At 62.0% G+C, this 20,266-nt stretch carries 18 protein-coding genes; 11 read left to right on the plus strand and 7 right to left on the minus strand.

The genetic code is table 11. The annotated features are described in order from the left end of the window. Window positions 1–123 precede the first annotated feature (123 nt). A complete protein-coding gene (locus tag GOEFS_RS12785) occupies window positions 124–495 on the plus strand; it encodes a DUF1844 domain-containing protein (protein WP_007318338.1) in 372 nt (123 codons plus the stop codon). Window positions 496–515: 20 nt separating this feature from the next. Beyond that, window positions 516–818: a hypothetical protein gene (locus GOEFS_RS12790; RefSeq protein WP_007318339.1), complete on the plus strand. Its 303-nt coding sequence runs from the start codon at window positions 516–518 to the stop codon at window positions 816–818. Window positions 819–966: 148 nt separating this feature from the next. Here the strand turns inward: GOEFS_RS12790 and uvrA are convergent, their stop codons facing one another. Continuing rightward, entirely contained in the window at window positions 967–3,825 is a 2,859-nt protein-coding gene (gene uvrA / locus GOEFS_RS12795) for an excinuclease ABC subunit UvrA (RefSeq protein WP_007318340.1), read from the minus strand. 94 nt (window positions 3,826–3,919) lie between these two features. Here uvrA and GOEFS_RS12800 point away from each other — a divergent pair, with 94 nt between their 5' ends. Both GOEFS_RS12800 and GOEFS_RS12805 read left to right on the plus strand, forming a co-directional pair. Next, entirely contained in the window at window positions 3,920–4,594 is a 675-nt protein-coding gene (locus GOEFS_RS12800; protein WP_083837325.1) for an MBL fold metallo-hydrolase, read from the plus strand. Window positions 4,595–4,687: 93 nt separating this feature from the next. After that, entirely contained in the window at window positions 4,688–6,997 is a 2,310-nt protein-coding gene (locus tag GOEFS_RS12805) for a HelD family protein (RefSeq protein ID WP_007318342.1), read from the plus strand. A gap of 95 nt (window positions 6,998–7,092) precedes the next feature. Here the strand turns inward: GOEFS_RS12805 and GOEFS_RS12810 are convergent, their stop codons facing one another. Together GOEFS_RS12810 and uvrB are read right to left on the minus strand one after the other, a co-directional pair. Next, entirely contained in the window at window positions 7,093–7,539 is a 447-nt protein-coding gene (locus GOEFS_RS12810) for a universal stress protein (protein ID WP_007318343.1), read from the minus strand. A 136-nt stretch (window positions 7,540–7,675) separates the two neighbouring features. Then, window positions 7,676–9,832, minus strand: a complete 2,157-nt coding sequence (gene uvrB, locus GOEFS_RS12815) for an excinuclease ABC subunit UvrB (RefSeq protein ID WP_040525093.1) — start codon at window positions 9,830–9,832, stop codon at window positions 7,676–7,678. 121 nt (window positions 9,833–9,953) lie between these two features. On the opposite strand from uvrB, the gene GOEFS_RS12820 reads away from it, so the two are divergent. The 3 genes from GOEFS_RS12820 (at window position 9,954) to GOEFS_RS12830 (ending at window position 11,563) form a co-directional block, all read left to right on the plus strand. Then, entirely contained in the window at window positions 9,954–10,481 is a 528-nt protein-coding gene (locus GOEFS_RS12820; RefSeq protein ID WP_007318345.1) for a hypothetical protein, read from the plus strand. A gap of 87 nt (window positions 10,482–10,568) precedes the next feature. Beyond that, window positions 10,569–11,012, plus strand: coding sequence for a QcrA and Rieske domain-containing protein (locus tag GOEFS_RS12825; RefSeq protein WP_007318346.1), 444 nt, complete (start codon window positions 10,569–10,571; stop codon window positions 11,010–11,012). A 23-nt stretch (window positions 11,013–11,035) separates the two neighbouring features. Next, the gene (locus GOEFS_RS12830; protein WP_007318347.1) at window positions 11,036–11,563 is read left to right on the plus strand and encodes a ribonuclease FAU-1 family protein; all 528 of its coding nucleotides are present in this window, start codon (window positions 11,036–11,038) and stop codon (window positions 11,561–11,563) included. Between the two features lie 325 nt (window positions 11,564–11,888). Here the strand turns inward: GOEFS_RS12830 and GOEFS_RS23935 are convergent, their stop codons facing one another. After that, window positions 11,889–12,152 (minus strand): hypothetical protein, encoded by a 264-nt coding sequence (locus tag GOEFS_RS23935; RefSeq protein WP_306304946.1) that lies wholly within the window; start codon window positions 12,150–12,152, stop codon window positions 11,889–11,891. On the opposite strand from GOEFS_RS23935, the gene GOEFS_RS12835 reads away from it, so the two are divergent. Further along, the gene (locus tag GOEFS_RS12835) at window positions 12,093–13,445 is read left to right on the plus strand and encodes a DEAD/DEAH box helicase (RefSeq protein ID WP_007318348.1); all 1,353 of its coding nucleotides are present in this window, start codon (window positions 12,093–12,095) and stop codon (window positions 13,443–13,445) included. The genes GOEFS_RS23935 and GOEFS_RS12835 overlap by 60 nt on opposite strands. After that, window positions 13,445–13,984 carry an SWIM zinc finger family protein gene (locus tag GOEFS_RS12840; protein WP_007318349.1) on the plus strand — a complete coding sequence of 180 codons (540 nt, stop codon included), beginning with the start codon at window positions 13,445–13,447 and terminating at the stop codon, window positions 13,982–13,984. Before GOEFS_RS12835 ends, GOEFS_RS12840 begins: the two co-directional genes overlap by 1 nt. On the opposite strand, the gene coaE is transcribed toward GOEFS_RS12840, so the two are convergent. Beyond that, window positions 13,985–15,172 carry a dephospho-CoA kinase gene (gene coaE, locus GOEFS_RS12845; protein ID WP_007318350.1) on the minus strand — a complete coding sequence of 396 codons (1,188 nt, stop codon included), beginning with the start codon at window positions 15,170–15,172 and terminating at the stop codon, window positions 13,985–13,987. Between the two features lie 182 nt (window positions 15,173–15,354). Here coaE and GOEFS_RS12850 point away from each other — a divergent pair, with 182 nt between their 5' ends. Further along, complete coding sequence (locus tag GOEFS_RS12850) at window positions 15,355–16,443, plus strand: DUF2332 domain-containing protein (protein WP_083837326.1); 1,089 nt, start codon at window positions 15,355–15,357, stop codon at window positions 16,441–16,443. 151 nt (window positions 16,444–16,594) lie between these two features. Here the strand turns inward: GOEFS_RS12850 and rpsA are convergent, their stop codons facing one another. Further along, on the minus strand, window positions 16,595–18,070 hold the full coding sequence (gene rpsA, locus GOEFS_RS12855; RefSeq protein ID WP_007318352.1) for a 30S ribosomal protein S1: 1,476 nt from the start codon (window positions 18,068–18,070) through the stop codon (window positions 16,595–16,597). Between the two features lie 514 nt (window positions 18,071–18,584). On the opposite strand from rpsA, the gene GOEFS_RS12860 reads away from it, so the two are divergent. After that, on the plus strand, window positions 18,585–19,418 hold the full coding sequence (locus GOEFS_RS12860) for a class I SAM-dependent methyltransferase (RefSeq protein ID WP_007318353.1): 834 nt from the start codon (window positions 18,585–18,587) through the stop codon (window positions 19,416–19,418). A gap of 18 nt (window positions 19,419–19,436) precedes the next feature. On the opposite strand, the gene GOEFS_RS12865 is transcribed toward GOEFS_RS12860, so the two are convergent. Further along, a complete protein-coding gene (locus tag GOEFS_RS12865) occupies window positions 19,437–20,264 on the minus strand; it encodes a peptidylprolyl isomerase (RefSeq protein ID WP_007318354.1) in 828 nt (275 codons plus the stop codon). Between the last annotated feature and the right edge of the window lie 2 nt (window positions 20,265–20,266).

Here is a 20,266-nt window from a genome sequence, read left to right on the forward strand (position 1 = left end):
ATTGCCGTTGGACCGGACCGTGCAACTACGCCAGGCAAGCTGTGCGTCGAACGGTGGGAGCGGAACTCCACTTGCGAACCCCGGCAAACACCAGGGCGGTCGTACTGTGGAAGTCTAACAGTCATGAGTGAGAACTCCTATTCGGCTGCCCGCGGTGACGATGACGGGGTCGACGTCGATGACGTGCGTGACCTGGTCGATATCCCCGCAATCGAAGTCATCACTCGATCCATCGTGATGCTCATGAGTGCGGCAGCCGAGAAACTCGGTCTTGCCGAGGGTGCTTCAGACGACGTGATCGACCTCGACGAAGCGCGCAAACTTATCACCGCACTGGCCGGGATTGTCACCGCCGCTCGCCCCGATCTCGGCATTCATGCCGCGCCGATCCGCGACGGACTCAAAGGACTACAACTCGCGTTCCGCGAAGCGAGTGCGCATCCCGACGAGCCCGGTGAAGGTCCCGGCGAGAAGTTGACGGGTCCAGTGCGATAGCGCGGACTACGCTGGTTCTCATGACTGACACTTCGGGCGACGGCCTCACCCCCGCGCAAACAGGCGACATCGTCGACGCCGAGGTCGTCATCAATCCGCAAGCCCTGGACCCCGCCCTCACCGCGACTCCGTACACAGAGTCGGGCGTGCCGACCTTCGATCATGTTCGCGACAAGATCGAGCAACGAGTGACGAGAGCCCTCGGCTCCGAAGAGCTTGCCAACGAGACGTCCGAAGGTCAGGCCGCCGACGAGTTGTACCGCAAGAACAAGGAAGCCGCGGCGTCAAAGCTGGCGGAAATCCGCAAGTCGATGGGCCAGTAGCCTCGAAGCGGCCAATAGCTCTGCGGCCCAACCCAATTCACCTCTTTACTCGTATTCACCTCGCCCGAAGCTGAGGTGAATACAAGTAAAGAGGTGAATTTCTCGGCCAGGTCCGGCCGGACCAAACTCTGCCAGGCCCGCACCGCGCCTAAACCTGCAGAATCTCCGCCAAGAATTTGCCGGTATGACTCTCCGCCGCCGTCGCGATATCCTCCGGAGCGCCTTGCGCCACAACGGTTCCACCGCCATTACCGCCCTCTGGCCCCATGTCGATTACCCAGTCGGCGGTCTTGATGACGTCGAGGTTGTGCTCGATGACGATGACGGTGTTGCCCTTGTCGACGAGTCCATTGATTACGCCGAGCAGCTTCTTGATGTCCTCGAAATGCAGGCCGGTCGTCGGCTCATCCAGAATGTAGACCGTTCGTCCGGTTGACCGCTTCTGCAGCTCAGCAGCGAGCTTCACTCGCTGAGCTTCACCGCCCGACAGCGTCGGCGCGGGCTGACCGAGACGCACATACCCGAGCCCAACCTCGACCAGCGTCTTGAGATAGCGATGGATCGACGTAACCGGCTCGAAGAATTCCGCGGCCTCTTCGATCGGCATATCAAGCACTTCGGCGATCGTCTTGTGCTTGTAGTGCACTTCCAGCGTTTCCCGGTTGTATCGCGCGCCGTGGCAGACCTCGCACGGGACGTAAACGTCGGGCAGGAAGTTCATCTCGATCTTGATGGTGCCCTCACCGGTACACGCCTCGCACCGGCCGCCTTTGACGTTGAACGAGAACCGGCCCGGCTGATAACCACGCACTTTCGCCTCGGTGGTTGCCGCGAAAAGTGTCCGGATTTTGTCGAAGACCCCTGTGTACGTAGCCGGATTGGACCGCGGAGTTCGTCCGATCGGCGACTGGTCCACCTGCACCAACTTGTCGAGATTGTCGAGACCGTTGATGCGTTTATGCCGACCCGGAACCTGTCGGGCACCGTTGAGTTTGTTGGCCAGGGTGGTAGCCAGGATGTCGTTGACCAGCGTCGACTTGCCCGACCCCGATACGCCGGTAACCGCGGTCAGCACACCGAGCGGAAATGAGACATCGATGTCGCGCAAATTGTGCTCGTGTGCGCCGACGACGGTCAGTTGCCGTTTCCGATTGATGGGGCGCCGAATCTCCGGCACCGGCAGAACATCGCGCCCGGCCAGGTATGCACCGGTCAGCGACTTCTTGTTCTTCAGCAGGTCCTTATAGCTGCCACTGTGGACCACTTGACCGCCGTGTTCGCCGGCCAGCGGACCGATGTCGACGATCCAATCCGCGGAACGAATGGTGTCTTCGTCATGTTCGACGACAATCAGGGTGTTCCCGAGGTCGCGCAGATGCGTCAACGTCTCGATAAGCCGACGGTTGTCGCGTTGATGGAGGCCGATCGACGGTTCGTCGAGTACATAGAGGACCCCCGCCAGACCCGCGCCGATCTGCGTGGCAAGCCGGATCCGCTGCGCCTCACCGCCGGACAGTGACCCCGCCGCACGGGACAGCGATAGATACTCCAACCCGACGTCGAGTAGGAATTTGATGCGCGCCTGTACCTCTTTGAGCACCCGCCCGGCAATCGCCTGCTCGCGTTCGCCCAATTTCAACCCCGACAGATAGTCGGCGCATTCGGCCACCGATAGTTCGGCGACGGCCGCGATGGACTTCGGACCATGTACCGCGTTGTCGAGAGTTACCGCCAGAATTTCGGGACGTAATCGCGCACCCGCACAGACCGGACAGGGCACATCGCGCATATAGCCCTCGTACCGGTCCTTCATTTGCTCGGACTCGGTCTGCTCCATCCGACGCGCGAGGAATGCCATCACTCCCTCGAATTCCGTGTAATACGAACGGGTACGCCCGTATCGATTGCGGAACTTCACGTGCACTTGATGGTCACTGCCGTTGAGGATCGCGCGACGCGCTTTGATCGGCAGCCTGCGCCACGGAGTGTCGACGTCGAAACCCATCTGATCGGCGAGGCCACCCATCAGTCGCAGGAAGTAGTCGGCATTATGTCCCGACGACCACGGCGCAATCGCGCCCTCCGCGAGCGAGAGGTCCGGGTCCGGAACGACGAGGTCCTCGTCGACTTCCTTTCGGATCCCCAAGCCGTCGCATTCGGGGCACGCGCCATAGGGCGAGTTAAACGAAAAAGCCCGTGGCTCAAGGTCATCCACCGCGATCTGGTGCCCATTGGGACACGCCATCCGCTCCGAGAAACGGCGCTCCCGCTTGGGGTCGTTCTCTTCGAGGTCGACGAAGTCCAGCACCACGATCCCATCGGCCAAGCCGAGTGCGGTTTCGATCGAATCGGTCAGCCGCTGCTTCGACGTCGGCTTGACGGCCAATCGGTCCACGACTACTTCGATGTCGTGTTTCTCCTGCTTCTTCAGCTTGGGAGGCTCGGTGAGCGGATATACGACGCCGTCGATCCGGGCGCGCGAATAACCCTGCGTCTGCAGGTCGGCGAACAGGTCGACGAACTCCCCCTTGCGGGTACGCACTACAGGTGCGAGTACCTGGAAGCGCACTCCCGATTCCATCGCCAGCACCTGGTCGACGATCTGCTGTGGAGTCTGTTTGGCGATCGGTGATCCACACTGAGGGCAATGCGCCTTACCCGCGCGGGCATAGAGCAGACGTAAGTAGTCGTACACCTCGGTGATCGTGCCGACCGTCGATCGCGGATTGCGGTTCGTCGACTTCTGGTCGATCGACACCGCCGGCGAAAGTCCCTCGATGAAGTCGACGTCTGGTTTATCCATCTGGCCGAGGAACTGCCGGGCATAGGCCGACAGCGATTCCACGTACCGACGTTGTCCCTCGGCAAAGATGGTGTCGAAGGCCAGTGACGACTTGCCCGAGCCGGACAACCCGGTGAAGACGATGAGACTGTCTCGCGGCAGATCGACATCGATCCCCCGAAGATTGTGCTCCCGCGCACCGCGCACGATCAGGCGATCAACCACTGGATTCCTCACATATTCACGTTCGAGAATTCGTACGTATCCACGATACCGAGGGGCACTGACAAGTAGAGATTCGCCGACTACCGTGACCGGCATGGCCAAAACCAGCTCTGCCCCACCAGCCCCACACGTCAACCTCGTCACCGACCATGCGACCATCACCGCGTTGTCCGTCGGGCCGATGGACAACAACGTCTACATCGTGACCTGCCGCGAGACCGGCGACCAATTGCTGATCGATGCCGCCAACGACGCCGAGCACATCGAAAACCTACTCGCCGGCCTTCCCGGCCAGCTCAGGAGCATCTTCACCACGCACCAGCACCCCGATCACGTGCAAGCGCTCGAGGCTATCAACACCGCCCATCCCGGTGTCCCGACCGCGGCCGGCCGCCACGACGCCGCGGCATTGCCGGTGGCACCCGATGTCCTCGTAGACGACGGCGACACCATCACCGTCGGCAACCTCACGTTGAACGCCATCCATTTGGTCGGTCACACCCCCGGCTCGATCGCGCTCGCTTTCGCTGATACCGACGCCGATCACTCCCAGCCGCGCACACACCTGTTCACTGGCGACTGCCTGTTCCCCGGCGGCGTAGGCAAGACCTGGCGACCTGAGGATTTCGTCACGCTGTACCGCGACGTCACCACCAAAATCTTCGACCGCTACCCCGACGACACCGAGGTCTACCCCGGCCACGGCGCCGGCACCACGCTCGGGGCCGAGCGCGGCTCCCTCGACGAATGGCGTCAACGCGGCTGGTGAGAACAACACACAAGTCGCTCTCGCCGTACACGCGTAAGATTGTTCGAGTCTCTTTCGCGATGGCATAGGCCGCCAGGAGGTTGTTGACCCACCGTGACGCATACGCGCCCCTCTTCCGGCGACGGCAGCATCGACCCGCGCATCACCGACGAGCAGACCCACCTCGACGCCGTGTACGCGCGTCTCGATCGGATGCGCTCGACCGCCAAACGTCGCCTCTCCGACACCTTGCGCGAATCGGCGGACACGCCACAAGCACTCTCCGAACGTGAGTCCTATGAACGGCTCTATGTCGAGGACCTGGCGAAATTCGATGCCGCCGAACACAACTTATACTTCGGACGTCTCGACCTCGACGATGGCGAGACCAGGCGCATCGGACGTATCGGCATCCTCGACGACGACGCCGCCGATTCGACCCTCCTCCTCGACTGGCGCGCTCCCCTGTCCCGACCGTTCTATCTCGCGACCCCCGCAGCCGCCGAGGGCGTCACCCGACGCAGGCATATCCGCACCCGCAACCGGGCGGTACGCGGACTATCGGACGAGGTCTTGGCCGCGGGCGAAGCACAGCTCGACGACCTGGGACACGGTGACGTTGTCAACGAGTCAGCGCTCGTCGCTGCCCTGAACGCGGCGCGCACCGGCGAGATGACCGACATCGTGGAGACCATCCAGCGTGAACAAGACCTGATCATCCGCTCAACCCATCGCGGCATCAGCGTGGTGCAAGGAGGCCCGGGCACGGGTAAGACCGCCGTCGCACTGCACCGCGCCGCCTATCTTCTCTACACGCACCGCGAAATCCTTTCGCGCAGTGGAGTTTTGATTATCGGACCGAACGCCGAATTCTTGCGCTATATCGGCCAGGTGCTGCCGTCGCTCGGTGAGACCGGCGTCGTGTTGTCCACCGTCGGCGACCTGTTCCCCGGAATCTCGGCTCAGCACAACGACTCTCGCGAAACTCGCGCCATCAAAGGCGACCTCCGCATCCTCGACGTCCTCAAACGCACTGTCCGCGCACGACAGTCACTCCCCAAGCAACGGGTCGAGGTCAGATTCGACGGCTACCCGTTGTTCATCGACGCCGAGTTGGTCAAGGCCGCACGCGGCAAAGCGCGCGGTTCTCGACGCGCGCACAACCAAGCGCAATCGGTATTCCTACGCGCGGCATTGGACGGCCTGGCCGCGGCCCATGCGCGCACCATCGGTGCGAGCGTCCTGGACGGGTCACAAATGCTAACGTCATCCGATCTTGCCGACATTCGCGACGACCTCGGACGCGACGATGACATCCGCGCCGCCATCCTCGAGTTCTGGCCGTACCTTACCCCGCAGCGTCTGCTTACCGACCTGTTGAGCACGCCATCAGATATCCGACGGGCGACGCCGGGCTGGTCGGAGGCCGACCGAGCCGCACTGCATGACTCGACTATCGTCGCGCGAGATACGTTCTCCGACAGCGATATTCCTCTCATCGACGAGTTAGCCGAATTGATCGGCTACCAGACCGAAGACGCCAATGAGGCCGATAAGGCACGTTGGCGTCAGAAGCTGGCCGAAGCTCAAGACGCTCTCGATATCCTGACCGGCTCAGCGCCGCAGGACATCGAAGACGAACTCGATCCCGAGATTCTGATGGCCTATGACCTGATAGATGCCGAACAACTCGCGGCGCGTCAGGTGGAAACCAAGCGGATGACGACGGCCGAGCGAGCGTTTGAGGACCGCACGTGGACGTTTGGGCATGTCATCGTCGATGAGGCGCAGGAACTTTCGGCGATGGCGTGGCGAATGGTTATGCGGCGCATACCCAATCGATGGATGACGATCATCGGCGACACCGCGCAGACCAGTGATGTGGCTGGCACTACCTCGTGGCGAACAGTATTCGAGCCGTACGTCGCTAACCGCTGGCAGCTCCACGAGCTGACCGTCAACTATCGAACTCCGGCCGAAATAATGGAGTACGCGACCGAAGTTCTCGCCGACATCTCGACCTCGCTGCACGCACCGACGTCGTTGCGCAGCAATGGGATAAAACCACTTGCCCGCAAAGTTGACGCCGCGCAACGCATTTCGACAGCGATAGAGATAGCGCTGGAATCCGATTGGCCGGGGCTGACAGCGGTCATCGTTCCCGACGCGCTGCTCGACGACGCGAGGGCCGCCCTGGATGCCGTGCCAGACTCGCCAGAGATCAAGGTGCACAGCGTCGTCGAGTGCAAGGGCCTCGAATTCGACAACATCATCGTCGTCGAACCTGCCGAACTCATCACCGAGTCACCGCGCGGCAACAACGATCTGTACGTGGCGTTGACCCGCGCTACTCAGCGTCTGGTGGTCGTTCACAGCCATGAGTTGCCCCGGGCACTGGCGCAGATGCCGACGACTACCGCGTGAAGTCCGCGAGGCCCAATAGCTTCAATGCCGACCGGGCATAAACAAAACACCAACCCGGCCGCGGCCGGGTTGGTGTTCTATCTGAGTGCGTTCGACTAGGTCGTGTGGACGATCAGGACATCATTCGACGCCTTGCGAGCAACATCCGCGGGTACGGAACCGAGCAGTCGGCCGGCCAACGAGTTGAGGCCCCGGTTACCGACCACCAGCAGGTCGGCACTGGTGTCCTCGACGAGCTGCAGCAGCGCATCGACCGGTGCACCCTTGACGGGGCGCAGCTGAACAACCTCGGCCCCCGCCTTGTTGGCGCGTTCGCGCGCACTGCGAAGGATCTCCTCCGTCGGCGCCGAGCCGTGGACCTGGTACGCGTCTTCCTTCAACACATCCGACATCGCATCGATGTCGCGGTGATCGTTCGGAAAATACGCGCAGGCGATGACCAGCGTGGCATCACTGCCGGCAATGGCGCCAGCTCGCTCGACTGCCTTCAACGACGATTCGGAACCGTCGGTGCCGACGACGATCGTCTGGTATGCGCTCATTGAATTCCCTCCAGAGGTAACAGAGCTTTAGAACAGGTCTGGCTAGTGAGATTAGTTTGCTTCAACAGAGTTTGGGTCACAATCGTGCCGATCGACACAGTTAGCCTGCTTACAGTACTCGATGAAATGCGAGTTGTTACGAAATCCCGGCGGCATCCATACCGCGCAACTCCTTCTTCAGATCGGCGATCTCGTCACGGAGACGACCGGCAAGTTCGAACTGCAGGTCGCGGGCCGCCGACATCATCTGATCGGTTAGTTGCGACACCAGATCCGCCAATTCCGCGCGTGGCATCGCCGACACATCGCGTTTCTCGACAATGCCCGAGCTACCGCGCTTCGGTCCGTCTCCCTGCGCACGACGGCCTCGACTCGCGTTGCGACCCGATCCGCCCACGGCCACCGAATCGTCGTCGGCTTCGCGATATACCTGGTCGAGGATGTCGGCAATCTTCTTGCGCAAGGGTTTCGGGTCGACTCCCATCTTCTTGTTGTATTCGATCTGCTTTTCGCGGCGCCGTTCAGTTTCCTCAATGGCATTGCGCATCGAATCGGTGACTTTGTCGGCGTACATATGCACTTCACCGGACACGTTTCGCGCGGCGCGCCCGATCGTCTGAATAAGCGAGGTAGTGCTACGCAGGAATCCTTCTTTGTCGGCGTCGAGTATGGCGACGAGCGATACCTCCGGAAGGTCGAGACCTTCCCGGAGGAGGTTGATACCGACGAGGACGTCGTAGTCACCGGCACGGAGTTGCCGAAGCAACTCCACGCGACGAAGCGTGTCGACTTCCGAATGCAGATACCGCACCCGGATATCGAGTTCAAGCAGGTAATCGGTCAGGTCCTCGGACATCTTCTTGGTAAGCGTGGTGACCAAGACGCGTTCGTCGCGCTCGGTGCGTTCACGGATTTCGTGAACGAGGTCATCGATCTGTCCCTTGGTGGGTTTGACCACCACCTGCGGGTCGAGCAGCCCGGTCGGCCGAATCACCTGCTCGACGAATTCGCCATTGGATTGACCCAATTCGTACGGCCCCGGCGTTGCCGACAGATAGACGGTCTGGCCGATGCGATCTACGAACTCATCCCACGTCAGCGGGCGGTTGTCGACCGCCGAAGGCAACCGGAAACCGAAATCGACAAGATTACGCTTCCGCGACATGTCACCCTCGTACATCGCCCCGATCTGGGGCACGGTGACATGGGACTCGTCGATGACGAGCAGGAAGTCGTCGGGAAAATAGTCGATCAGCGTCGCGGGTGCCGTACCAGCGCCACGGCCATCGATATGGCGTGAGTAATTCTCAATACCGGAGCAGAACCCGACTTGCCGCATCATTTCCAGGTCGTATGAGGTGCGCATACGTAGCCTCTGCGCCTCCAGCAACTTGCCCTTGTTCTCGAGTTCTTCGAGACGTTCGGCGAGTTCCGCCTCTATCGAACTCATTGCCTTTTCCATCCGTTCCGGCCCGGCAACGTAGTGCGTCGCCGGGAAGATCCGCAGCGAATCCACTTGTCGCACAATATCTCCGGTCAGCGGATGCAGATAGTAGAGCGCCTCCACATCGTCGCCGAAGAACTCGATCCGGACGGCAAGCTCCTCGTAAGACGGGATGATCTCCACGGTGTCGCCCCGTACCCGGAAACTGCCTCGGGTAAATGCGTGATCATTGCGGGTGTACTGCACGTCGACCAGCAACCGCAGGAGTGCGTCGCGATCGATTTGTTCGCCGACGGCCAATTCCACCGAACGATCCAAATATGACTGCGGCGTTCCGAGACCGTAGATACATGACACCGACGCGACCACCACCACGTCTCGACGAGACAACAGACTCGACGTCGCGGAATGCCGCAGGCGCTCCACATCGTCATTGATGGACGAGTCCTTCTCGATATAGGTGTCGGTCTGGGCGATATACGCCTCGGGCTGATAGTAGTCGTAGTACGAGACGAAATACTCGACCGCGTTGTGCGGCAACATCTCTCGCAACTCGTTTGCGAGCTGAGCGGCGAGAGTCTTATTCGGCGCCATCACCAGAGTTGGCCGTTGCACTTTCTCAATGAGCCATGCGGTGGTCGCCGATTTTCCGGTGCCGGTGGCACCGAGCAGCACGATGTCACGCTCGCCCGCGGTGATGCGTCGTTCCAGATCGGCGATGGCCGTCGGCTGATCGCCTGCGGGCTCGTGCTCACTGACCACGTCGAACCGCGCTTCGGTCCGTTCGATGTCGCCGATCGGACGAAACTCGGAGTGCGCGACGATCGGTTGCTCTGCTGCAAACGCCATGACCACAGGGTAGCCGCGGCCTATGACAACACTCCCGATCGGCGTAACGTCAGGATCGGCTGGCAGCACATGCGCCACGACTACATCGAAATTCAGTCGGGGTCACCTCACCGAGGTTTCAATGTTCACTCAACTCAATGCTCGCCGAGTTCTCACCCGTCTCGTGGCCATCGTCGCCACGACCGCGGGCCTCGCGGCCGGCGCCACCGCGGTCGCGCCCACGGCTTCGGCCGCGACTCCCGCAGCGCTCGGCATCCACGGCGATATGGTCATCGGCAACTTCCATTCGCTACGAATTGACGCGGTAGGAGTTCGCACCGCAACCGGAAACACCACCGGAACCTACCGTGCCCAGGTACTCAATGGCTCAGGACCGATCGGCGTCGAATTCCTCGGCCCGGTTACCTGCATATATGTCCGTGGCAACGTCGCATCACTGGTCTATCCGATCCGGGCGGTAGTCCCGTTGGGCGAGCCGGGCGGGCTGACGAACGCCTACGCCATCCAGGTAACCGTGCGCAAGGGACCAAATAATCGCGGCAGCAAGGTCGGCTTGATGGGGCCGCTACCTACCAATAGCTTCCGAGGCTGCTCCCCTGCTGCGACTCCCTTCGCGTTCGTCGGCACCATCGTCACTTATGGAGGTTGACCAACTCGCCTGTGCGAACTCGCCGAATGCGCGATGATAGGCGGCACAGCCCACATAACTCAATGATTGCCCCGAAGGGACTTCCCGATGGATGACCAGCCCACTGTCACCCGTCGTCGATTCGTTGCCGGAACCGGTGTAGCCGTCGGCGTTACGGCCGTCGCGCTGGCCGTATCTTCTTGCGGCAGTGACGATTCCGAATCGACGACCACCAGCGACACCCAAGCGTCACCACCCAGCACTAGCGCGGCGGCAGGGGTCCTAGCCCCACTCGCCGACGTTCCGGTCGGCGGCGGAATCATCGTCGGCGACACTGTTCTCACCCAAGCGACGGCCGGCAAGGTCGCCGGCTTTTCGGCGACCTGCACCCATTCCGGCTGCAAACTGAGCGGCGTCACCGATGGCAAGATCGACTGTCCCTGTCACGGCAGCAAATTCAATCTCGACGGCACGGTCGCCAATGGCCCGGCGAAAACCTCGCTGCCCGCGGTAGCCGTCCAAGTCACCGGCGGCAACGTCGTCAAGGCGTAACGCAGCGATGGTATGTGTAATGAATGAGCAGCGACCTCCACCCGCCCAAGCGTGAGGTGTTCGACGTCCCCGCATCGACAAACACCGACAACAAAGGTTTCGTCCGCCCGGTCGAACAATACGGGCAGACCGACTTCGGCTTGTATATGTCGCGCACCGCGGACCATCCCCGCTTCTCCCACTTAGAGAGCTGGCTTCTACCCTCACTCGGACTGCGCGCCAGCATCTTTCACTTCGTTCACGGCCATCGCACCGGTCAGCGTCTCTATCTCGACGTCGGGCGATTCGCCGGACCCGACACAGCCGGACGGTGGCACGCCGAAGATTGGTATCTCGATCTGGTCGACGTTCCCGGCGCACCGCTCGAACTCATCGACATCGATGAGATTTTTGATGCCCACGCAGCGAACTTTCTGACCACGACGCAATGCGAAGAGGCCGTCCAGATAGCGACACGAGCGTTGGTCGGCGCGGCAGCGCATGGCGACGACGTTCAAGCTTGGCTCGACGACGAGGTCGGCGAGAAGATGACCTGGCTCGACAGAAAATAGCTAGGCCGGGAACATTTTCCGTGCGGCGTGCGTTGCAGAACCGCCACGCCGCACAAGAACCGCATTTCACCGGAGGTCCCCCCTGCCTTCTCCACAGGCCACCTATCTACCCGACCGACATGCTTTTGCACTATGGTCGACGCCCGGTTCAGCCAAACTGACCGACGTCGACGAAACAATCTCCCTCGCCATCCCCGGCTTCGGGGACGACGCATCAGGACTGCGTATTCGATCGACCGAGGTTGACTGCCGGATTATCGAGCCCGCCGACCTGAGCGGCATCGCCGCCAGCGAGCCATCCGCGTCACTACGCGCGTGGCAGACGCTAGTCACCGACATCGAAGCAGATGTCCCGCTGCCCGTTGCCGCGCACGCTGTCCCCGACGCACTCGGAAACTCGATCACCACAGCCGACTTCGCCACGACAACGCTGCGCGACACCATCGAGCTGGGCGCCACACTCGACGATCAGCTCGGCGCCACGCTGCGCGGCTACCAGGTTCGCGGCGTCGGCTTCCTGCTGGACGCGGTGGACACCTTCGATGGAGCGGTACTCGCGGACGAAATGGGCCTGGGTAAGACGCTGCAAGCCATCGCATTCCTCGTCCACCAGTCGATGCGACTGTCGTCGACGGCGCTGGTCGTATGCCCGACGTCTCTCGTGACCAACTGGCTGCGCGAGATCAACCACTTTGCTCCCCAACTCAATCCGAGTGCATATCGCGGTGGGGAACTCGAGGTCCCCGACGATTGCGCCGTCGTTGTCACCGGTTACCCAACGCTGCGCGGACATCATTCGACGCTCGCGCAACGACACTGGTCGACGACGATTTTCGACGAGGCGCAGTTTCTCAAGAATCACCGCACGCAAGTGTCCAAGGCAGCGCGCGCCCTGGACAGCGACGCCCGAATAGCGCTGACCGGCACACCCGTCGAGAATCATCTCGACGAATTATGGTCGCTACTCAACCTTGTTGCCCGGCAACAATTTTCGAACCGCGCTCTCTTTCGACGGCGCTTCACTCTGCCCATCGGCCAAGGGTCGCCCGACGCCATGCGCCGAATGCGCGCGACGATCGCGCCAATCGTGTTGGGTCGCAACAAGACCCAAGTGGCAGCCAGCCTACCCGCCAAGTTACATACCGATGTCGTCTGCGATCTCACCGACGAACAGGCAACGCGCTACGATCAACTACTCAATGCCGCAATCGATGAGGGCTTCGGCCACGGCACACAACGGCACGGCCGAATTCTGGCGACTCTCACGCGTCTCAAACAGGTCTGCAACCACCCGGCGCTCGCCGCCACCGCGCCGACATGGCAGGTCGACCAACTTATCGGACGTTCCGGAAAACTCGACACCTGCACCGAAATCGTCGGCGCGAATCTCGAAAATGATTCCCCCACAATAATCTTCACGCAGTATCGAGAGGCGGGCGAACTGCTGTGTGCACATCTCGCCGAACTGTTCGGCGTCGCCGTGCCGTTTCTCCACGGCGGTCTTCGCCAATCTGTCCGCGACTCGATCGTGGACGACTACCAATCCGGTCGCGGCGCCGGTCTGTTGGTCGCGAGCCTCAAGGCCGCCGGCACCGGCCTCACCTTGACTCGCGCCGCAGACGTCATTCACTTCGACCGCTGGTGGAATCCCGCCGTTCAAGCGCAGGCATCTGATCGCGTTCACCGCATCGGCCAAACCCGAACGGTCACCATCACAACGTTGAATACCGCAGGCACCATCGAGGAACATATCGCCGCGATGCACGAACGGAAATCCGCACTGACCCTCGATTCCGATGCTTCGGCACTGTCAGCGCTGACCGCGCTGTCCGACGAAGGACTGATCGATATTCTGCGCAGGACACGCGACGAGGAGGCCTGATGAACGAATTCGGTTATACGGCTTGGGGGATGGACTTTCTGCGGCTTGCCGAGCCCCTGTCGACGAATCGACCCGAGCCGATGTTGCCGCGAGCACGGAGCATCGCTCGCAACGGCTGTGTCACAGTGTCATTCGACGGACGGGAAGCACGCGCGACGGTCCATCGTGGATCCGAGGCGTCGGTGGTCAGTGTGGAATTCGGTCCAATGACGCGTGAGTTGACTTTGGCCATAGCCGATCTCGCCGTGGCATCGCGAGGGCCGAGCGAAGACAACCATCGCGCACTCAACACGGCTGGACGGTCCACGGCTCCGACAATCATAGGATCGGATTGTTCGTGCCGGGCGCGCTCGCCGCGGTGCCTCCATTTATTGGCGGTACTTTACGAAGTCGCCAGGCAGGTAGATGACACACCCGCACTCGCACTCACCCTGCAGGGCTATGGGCAGGGCACAGACAATGCCGCGTCGGAAAGCATGCCGGTATCGAAGTGGCTGTCGATCAACGAGATCGATCCGCGTACGTTCTATGAGGTGTGACTACTCCCGACCGACTTTCCACGCGCCTACCCGCAGATATGCCTCGTCGAACCACGGTTCTTTCGCCGCCGTGTAGGCGTCACCGTCGCCATCGGCGGCGGCGAGTGCTTCTCGTTTGATCTCCTCGTACTCGGCGCGCGCTAGCGGATCGTCGATCAACCAGTCGCGAAAGTCGAGTGCGAAACGCTGGCCCGGCGATCCCGCTGCCCGAATGTGTACGTTGACCGGGCGGCCCGGATCGGCTGAGCCGTGAAAACGCTTGGCCCACAACAGTGGATCGATGATCTGAGTTTCCGGATCAGCCTTCGGACGGTCCGACCGCACCTCCTCGATGCGGGGAAAACCACCGTCGGCGAGCAGGTCGGCAAATTGATCGGCGACGTCGAGGTCGGCGACACTCACTTGAATATCGATCGTTGGCTTGGCGTCCAGGCCGGCAACCGCCGTTGAACCGATGTGATCAATCGCGATTGCCTTGTCGCCGAGGAGGGCCCACAAGCGGTTGACAATCTTTCGGCCTGCCGCTGCCCACGTGGGGTCCGCGACATCTAGGCGAATAGGGCCACGCACCACACGCCGTTCGACGACGTTGCGCGCAAATGGCGCAAGGCGCTCGTCCCATAGCGCAGCCGCCGCAGCGGCCAAATCCGCTGGAGAGCCAGAATTCTCCAGCCAAGCATCGGCGACCTCGCGGCGTTGCGCTTCGGTAGCCTGCGCGGCGATCCGGGCGCGGGCATCGGCCTCGTCAAGGCCGCGCGACGTCGTGAGTCGGTGAATACGCACCTCTTCGTCGGCGTCCACCACCACAACGGCGTGAAAGAACGGGGCCGTGTGATTCTCTACCAGCAGCGGAATATCTTGCACCACAATCGCATCGCTCGGAGCTGCGGTCAGCAATTCTTGGGTGCGCGCGCCAACGAGAGGATGGGTGATCGCGTTGAGCTTCCCGCGCTGTTCCTCATCGACGAACGCCTTAGCGGCCAACGCGGGACGATTCAACGAACCGTCATCACTCACGATGTCGTCGCCGAATGCCTCGACAAGCGCCGTGAGTCCCGCACTGCCCGGCTCGACCACTTCGCGCGCGATCTTATCCGCGTCGATCAGATATGCACCGCGCTCGGTGAACGTCTTGGCCACTGTCGATTTGCCCGCACCGATTCCGCCGGTCAGCCCTACCCTGATCACCGGTCCAGTCTGACAAATCTCTCGGCTACACCGTCGCCCACCCCACTCTTACCGCCTGTGGCGGGCGATGTCGCCGGGTACGTTGGCATCATGCCCTTCCCACCTAGCCCGACGATGTCGGTGACTCTGCGTTGGCAGCATCATTGTGTGGCGAGCGTTTCGACGAAGACCGGCCGCCAGCTGTGACTACCGCGAACGAACTGGTCGCCGCCGAGGTCCGCATGCAAGGCAAGGCATGCGGCAATCTCGGATCACCGCTGTACCGCCAGTTGATGGAGGCCGCCGCAACCGACGCGGAAGCAGGCGGCATCATCGCCGATATCCTCGCACCGCTCGCATTCGAGCCGACTGGTTCGGCAATCACCTTGCGACTCTTCGGCGCGATGCACCGGCTCGCACTGGCCGGCCGCGCACCTGATCTGGCCCGCGCGTATCCCAGCTGCGGCGGTGATCCGGCCGGTGTTACGCCTCGCGACCTTTGGGAGGCCTTCGAAAGCACCTGTCGCACAATGCAGTCCGAGATCACCGGCCGCCTCAATCAGGCGCCGCAGACCAATGAGGTCGGCCGGAGCGCGGCCCTACGCGGCGCACTCGACATCGTTGCCGCCGCCGCTCCACTACCGATCCGCCTCGTCGAGATCGGAGCCTCGGCGGGACTCAACCTGCTAGTCGACCACTTCGCACTTCGCTGGCCTGGCGGTTCACGCGGGCCACTGACGTCGCCCGTCCGGCTCGACGACGCGTGGACGGGAAACACGCCGCCCGAAGGAGACCTGCTGATCGTCGATCGTCTCGGATGTGACATCAATCCGCTCGATGCGACCGCCCCCGACGACGCGCTGTCCTTACAGTCATTTGTCTGGCCGGACCAGACGACCCGCTTGGAGCGGCTGCGCGGCGCACTCGATATCGCCTCTACCACAACGATCTCCGTGCGACCGGAGTCTGCTGACTCGTTCCTCGCGGCAATCGAGCCCAGTCCCGGTGTACTCACCGTAATCTCACATTCGGTGATGTGGCAGTACCTGCCTGACGACGTGCGCGCGGCAGCGTCCGACCAACTCGGCCGACTCGCGGCGGCCGCCACTCCAGACGCGCCGATCGCTCATATCGGTCTCGAACCGCCTCGCACCTCCGACGACTCCGATGTCGATTACCGAGCGGCGCGACGTCACGGCGGCTTTGTCATCACTGCCGGCTGCGCTCCGCACTTCTCAGATCGTGTCGTCGGATACTGTCCACCCCACGGCCCGCCGGCACATTGGCTGTAGTCGAGCCGCTACCCCACAGCTGAATCGACGTACACGACAATTATTGTCGCGAAAGGTGGAATTTCTGTGGGGCAGCCAGCGCATAGCAAAAGAACAGCTCCCCGATCCATAGACCGGGGAGCTGTTCTGTATCTAGCTATAGATCAGCGAATCAGGCGTTACCCGAAAGCTTTTCGCGCAGAGCAGCGAGCTGCTCGTCGCTGGCGAGCGAACCACCGGTGGAAGCCGGCGCCTGCTGCGCGGCCGCACCATCTGAGCGGTTCTCATCCGACGAGGACGAGTAGTCCGTCGGAGCATTGGCTGCCTCGGCGGCCGCTGCGGCGAACTTCTCCATCTGGGTGGTGTGCATCTTGTGACGACGCTCCGCCTCGGCGTACCGAGCCTCCCAGACACCCTGCTGCTCCTCGAAGCCTTCGAGCCATTCGTTGGTCTCGGCGTCGAAGCCCTCGGGGAAGATGTAGTTGCCCTGATCGTCGTAGCTGTCGGCCATGCCGTACTTCGACGGGTCGAACTCTTCGGTGTAATCCTCGTTGGCCTGCTTGAGGCTCAGCGAGATCCGACGACGCTCCAGGTCGATGTCGATGACCTTGACCATCGCGTCATCACCGACGGCGACAACCTGATCCGGAACCTCGACGTGGCGCTCGGCCAGCTCGGAGATGTGAACCAGACCCTCGATGCCCTCTTCGACACGGACGAACGCGCCGAACGGCACCAGCTTGGTGACCTTGCCGGGCACGATCTGGCCGATGGCATGTGTACGGGCGAACTGACGCCACGGATCTTCCTGAGTTGCCTTGAGCGACAACGAAACACGCTCGCGGTCGAGATCGACGTCGAGCACCTCGACGGTGACCTCGTCGCCAACCTGAACGACCTCGTTCGGGTGATCGATGTGCTTCCAGGACAGCTCGGAAACGTGCACCAGACCGTCGACGCCACCGAGATCGACGAATGCGCCGAAGTTGACGATCGAGGACACGACGCCCTTGCGGACCTGGCCCTTCTGCAGCTGATGCAGGAATTCGCTGCGGACCTCGGACTGGGTCTGCTCGAGCCACGCGCGACGCGACAGGACCACGTTGTTGCGGTTCTTGTCGAGTTCGATGATCTTGGCCTCGATCTCCTTGCCGATATACGGCTGGAGGTCACGGACGCGACGCATCTCGACGAGCGACGCGGGCAGGAAGCCGCGCAGACCGATGTCGAGGATCAGGCCGCCCTTGACGACCTCGATGACGGTGCCCTTGACGGCCTCGTCCTTTTCCTTGAGCTCCTCGATGGTGCCCCACGCGCGCTCGTACTGTGCGCGCTTCTTGGACAGGATCAGGCGGCCTTCCTTGTCCTCCTTGGTGAGGACGAGTGCTTCCACCTCGTCGCCGACATTGACGACCTCATTGGGGTCGACGTCGTGCTTGATGGAGAGTTCGCGGGAAGGGATGACGCCTTCGGTCTTGTAACCGATGTCGAGCAGAACCTCGTCCCGATCGACCTTGACGATGGTGCCTTCTACGATGTCGCCATCGTTGAAGTACTTGATCGTGGAGTCGATGGCGGCGAGAAAGTCCTCAGCCGAGCCGATATCGTTGACGGCTACTTGCGGCGAGGTGATCGTGGGGGACGACATATGTTGAGTTGCTCCGGACAGGTATGTAGTAGGTGTATGTTGTTGATCTGCCGAACCTGGTACCAGGCCTTTCCGAGGAAAGACGGATCGGGCACGACAACGCGCGCGAGACTTCACGCGCGCACGTAACACTACGCCATCCCGATTGCGCTGGGCAAATGAGGCCGACGATACGATTACGCGCATGAATTGCAAAGGCGGCGTCGCACTCTGGATCGGGCGCGCCGTCGGCAGCGGTTTACTGGTGATGAGCATCGCTGTCGCAGATGTCGGAATTCTCGCATGACGCACTCAATCGAACTGCTTCCCGACGACACCGCCGACGCATTGAACGTGGACACCCCACATCACGCTGGCGCGCCGTCTAACCTCGCAGCAACTGGCCATCGCCCTCGAGTCGCTCGACCTCGACGATGCACCGGTCAGATTCTCTGCGGTGCGCCAGTGGGACGGCGATGCGCGAACCGAACATGTGCTGCCCGGCCGCGACTGCTGACGACTATCATCTCCGTACATGAGTTCTGAGGGTGAAACCGACCGGCCACCAAGGCTTCTCGGCGACATTGACTCGCCCACCAGCGAACGCGCCAACCGCGCGTGGTGGGATAGCGACGCCGACGATTATCACGCAACCCACGGAGACTTCCTCGGCGAGCACACCGCCGGCGGCGACTTCGTCTGGTGCCCAGAAGGATTGCGCGAAGCCGAGGTCGAGCTACTAGGTCCGATCGCCGGAAAGGTGATCTTGGAGGTCGGCTGCGGCTCGGCGCCGTGTTCACGGTGGCTCGCGGCAAACGGGGCGCATCCGGTCGGTTTGGATCTCTCGAAACAGATGCTTGCGCATGGTATCTCGGCGATGGCTGGCGACAGAATCCACGTCCCGCTTATCCAGGCAGGTGCCGAGCACCTGCCATTCGCCGACAATTCCTTCGACCTAGCGTGTTCAGCGTTCGGCGCGGTGCCCTTCGTGGCTGATTCCGCTCGCGTCATGGCCGAGGTCGCGCGAGTATTAAAGCCCGGCGGCCGTTGGGTTTTCGCGGTCAACCATCCGATGCGGTGGATGTTCCCGGACGATCCGGGCCCGGCCGGACTGACCGTAGCCATCCCCTATTTCAATCGCACGCCCTATGCCGAATTCGACGACGACGGAGTCGCGACCTATGTCGAGCACCACCGCACCATCGGCGACCGGGTGCGTGAAATACGTTCAGCGGGAATGATTCTCGACGACATCGTCGAGCCCGAGTGGCCCGAGGGCTTCGAACGCGAATGGGGGCAGTGGAGCCCGCTGCGTGGGTCATACTTCCCAGGTACCGCGATTTTCTGCGCACATAACCCGCTCGGCTGAGACGCGGCGCTGCGTCAGTCAGAATCCAACCGTCACCGTCGACAACGTGACCGGCAGCTTTGGTTTACCGTCCACGCCACCCGCCGTTTCGGCGATGACTCCACCCGACGAAATCGTGTCGAGTACCTTGAGGCCTTCGTTACTGACCTGTCCAATCACGGCGTACTGCGCGGGCAATGGGCTATCGGCGATGGCTATGAAGAACTGGCTGCCTCCTGAGTTCTTGACACCGGTGTAGGTGCTATTGGCATTCGCCACGGCGATCGTGCCCCGCCGATACACCACTGACTCCGGCGTCGAACCCGGCTCGAGTCCCTTCGGCGGTTCGTCGGGACTACTCCACCCCGGCCCGCCAACGCCGGTGGCTGTCGGATCGCCACACTGCAAGACTCTCAGTGTTTGAGCCAACGCGAGGCGGTGGCACTCTGTGTTGTCGAAGTATCTATTCTGAGTCAGCGAGACAACAGCATTCACGTTGCAGGCGGCGTTATGACGTATCAGGGTCGCTCCGATGACTCCTCGGTTCGTCGCGATCGTCCACACGACTTCTCCCTCGGCGGCGGCCGAGCTATCGGGTTTGGGCGCCGACCGCTTCTTTGCCGCACCCGCCTTCAGTTCTCCGATCTGCTTGAGCGCCGCGATTCGCTGATCCTCGGGCACGCCCGGTGGTGCGGCGGTTGGAATTTTCGCGAATGGATCCGCCGCGTCGGGGTATGCGCATTGCACAGTCGACGCCGGGCCCGCACTCGAGCTCGGTGCCGCGCTTGGTGACCCGTCGATAGTGCATCCACCAACCGCTGCGACCATCATCGCGACGACGATGAACTCCCCCGTCCGCTTGCGCATCC

The organism is Gordonia effusa NBRC 100432 (genome assembly GCF_000241305.1).
In the GTDB taxonomy this organism is placed as follows: domain Bacteria; phylum Actinomycetota; class Actinomycetes; order Mycobacteriales; family Mycobacteriaceae; genus Gordonia; species Gordonia effusa.